Origin of the sequence: Faecousia intestinalis (genome assembly GCF_040096185.1) — a bacterium.
Classification (GTDB): domain Bacteria; phylum Bacillota; class Clostridia; order Oscillospirales; family Oscillospiraceae; genus JAZOXB01.
The window spans coordinates 1-2,767 of the sequence record NZ_JBBMFF010000080.1; the positions used below are offsets into that span (position 1 = coordinate 1).

General features: G+C 62.8%; 1 protein-coding gene. It reads right to left on the reverse strand.

Features of this window, described 5'->3' with window-relative positions; translation table 11 throughout:
- Positions 1 to 81: 81 nt before the first annotated feature.
- Positions 82 to 2,565 (reverse strand): DNA gyrase subunit A, encoded by a 2,484-nt coding sequence (gyrA, locus tag WMO66_RS01325; RefSeq protein ID WP_349134609.1) that lies wholly within the window; start codon positions 2,563 to 2,565, stop codon positions 82 to 84.
- Between the last annotated feature and the right edge of the window lie 202 nt (positions 2,566 to 2,767).

Consider the following 2,767-nt stretch of genomic DNA (forward strand, 5'->3'; position numbering starts at 1 on the left):
CAGTTGGTACCGTTTTAACGTTACATTGTACGGGTAGATAATGCATCGCCGGGAGGGACCAGCCCGGCCCCTACATTTGCATTATTCCTCCGTATTGGAAATCGCCTCGACGCCGATGACGCGGTTGCCCTCTTCGATGCGCATGAGGATGACGCCCTGGGTATCGCGGCCGTAGAGGTTGATGCTGGCGGCCGGAGTACGCAGCACGACGCCGCCGGACTCGATGAGCATGACGTCGTTCGTATCGTCGACGATGGCCGCGCCTGCGACAAGGCCGGTCTTCCCAGTCAGGCGGTAGTTGCGCAGGCCCTTGCCGCCGCGCGTCTGCGGCTGGCGGTCCTCGCCGCGCAGGTAGGCCTCGACGGCCGTGCGCTTGCCGTAGCCGTTCTCCGTGACGGTCAGGAGGCTCTTGCCCTCGGCGGCCACGGCCGCGCTGACGACCTCGTCGCCGTCGTCGAGGCGGATGCCGCGCACGCCGGCTGCGTCGCGGCCCATGGGGCGGACGTCCGTCTCGGCAAAGCAGATGGCCATGCCCTGCCGCGTGGCAAGGAGAATATTGTCGCTGCCGTTCGTCTTCAGGACGGCGATGAGCTCGTCGCCGTCGTCGAGCGACAGGGCGCGGATGCCGGCCTTGCGGGCGGTATAGAGGGCGTCGAGCCGGATGCGCTTGACGGTGCCGCCGCGCGTGACCATCATAAGGTACTCATGGTCCGTGAATTCGCGCGTCAGCAGCATAGCCGTCACGCGCTCGCCCTGCTCGAGCGGCAGGATATTGACGATGTTCGTACCGCGCGCCGTGCGCCCGGCCTCCGGGATGAGGTAGCCCTTCTTGCGGTGGACACGGCCCGTGTTCGTGAAGAACAGAACATAGTCGTGCGTCGAGGCGATGAAGAGGTTTTTGACGTAATCCTCCTCCTTCAGGCTCTGGCCGGAGACGCCGCGGCCGCCGCGGCGCTGCGTGCGGTAGGTATCGACGGGCAAGCGCTTGATATAGCCCGCGTTCGAGAGGGTATAGCAGCAGTCCTCCTCTTCAATGAGGTCCTCGATGTCGATCTCGTCCTCGACGTCCTGGATCTCGGTGCGGCGCTCGTCGCCGTACTTGTCGCGGATGGCGGTCAGCTCGTCCTTGAGGATGGACTTGACAAGGCCCATATCGCCGAGCACGCGCTCGTAATAGGCGATGCGGTCCTCCAGCTCTTTATATTCGTTCTGGAGCTTTTCGCGGTCGAGGCCCTGCAGGGCCTTCAGGCGCATATCGAGGATGGCCTGGGCCTGGATGTCGTCGAGGCCGAAGCGCTGCATGAGGTTTTCCTTTGCGTTGTCGTAGCTCGTGCGGATGATGCGGATGACCTCGTCGATGTTATCCTGCGCGATGAGCAGGCCCTCGAGCAGGTGAGCGCGCTCCTGCGCCTTGCGCAGGTCATAGCGCGTGCGGCGGAGGATGACCTCCTCCTGATAGGCCAGATATTCGTCCAGAATTTCGCGCAGGGAGAGGACCTTCGGCTGGCTCTGGTTCTTCACGAGGGCCAGCATATTGATGGCGAACGTCGTCTGCAGCTGGGTCTGGGCAAACAGGCGGTTCAGGACGACCTGCGCGTTTGCCTCGCGCTTGAGCTCGATGACGATGCGCATACCGGCGCGGTCGGACTCGTCGCGGATGTCGGAGATGCCCTCGAGGCGCTTCTCGTTGACCTGATCGGCCATATTCTTGATGAGCATGCGCTTGTTGACCTGATAGGGGATTTCCGTAACGATGATGCGCTGACGGTTCTGTCCGAATTCCTCCAGCTCGGTGCGGGCGCGCATGGTCACGCGGCCGCGGCCGGTGGCATAGGCGGCGCGGATACCGGCACGTCCGAGGATGAGGCCGCGCGTCGGGAAATCCGGGCCGGGGAGGTGCTCCATAAGGTCGGCGAGCGTGGCCTCGGGGTTATCGAGGACGCACAGACAGGCGTTGATGACCTCCGTGAGGTTGTGGGGCGGAATATTCGTGGCCATGCCGACGGCGATGCCGCTCGAGCCGTTCACGAGCAGGTTCGGGAAGCGGCTGGGGAGCACGCGCGGCTCCTTGCGCGATTCGTCGAAGTTCGGGTCCCAGTCCACGGTGTCCTTTTCGAGGTCGCGGAGCATTTCGTTCGAGATTTTCGAGAGGCGGGCCTCGGTGTAGCGGTAGGCCGCAGGGGGATCGCCGTCGACGGAGCCGAAGTTGCCGTGGCCGTCGACGAGCATATAGCGCATGGAGAAGTCCTGCGCCAGACGCACGAGCGCATCATAGACCGACGCGTCGCCGTGCGGATGATAGCGGCCCAGCACGTCGCCGACGCAGGTCGCGGACTTTTTGAACGGCTTGTCAACCGTCAGATTATCCTCATACATGGCATAGAGAATGCGGCGGTGCACGGGCTTGAGGCCGTCGCGCACGTCAGGCAGCGCGCGGCCGACAATGACCGACATGGCATACTCCATGTAGCTGGTTTTCATTTCATGCACCAGCTCAGAGGTCACGATCGCCTGATCCGGGAATCGGATGTCCTCCGGCTGGTAGTCCTTTTTGTGATGTGCCAAGGTTTTTCCTCCTTGAATTGGTTTGCTGCTTATCTGAAGGGGTTTTTATTGTGTTATTGCGGGGAGCAAAGCGCCCATGGCTCTCCCTCTGGGAGAGCTGTCACCGAAGGTGACTGAGAGGGCCCTGCAGGCACTGCCGATAAGCTCAGGCCGTTGTTCAAATGGTACGCACCTCCGACTTGTCATTGCGAGGAGCGAAGCG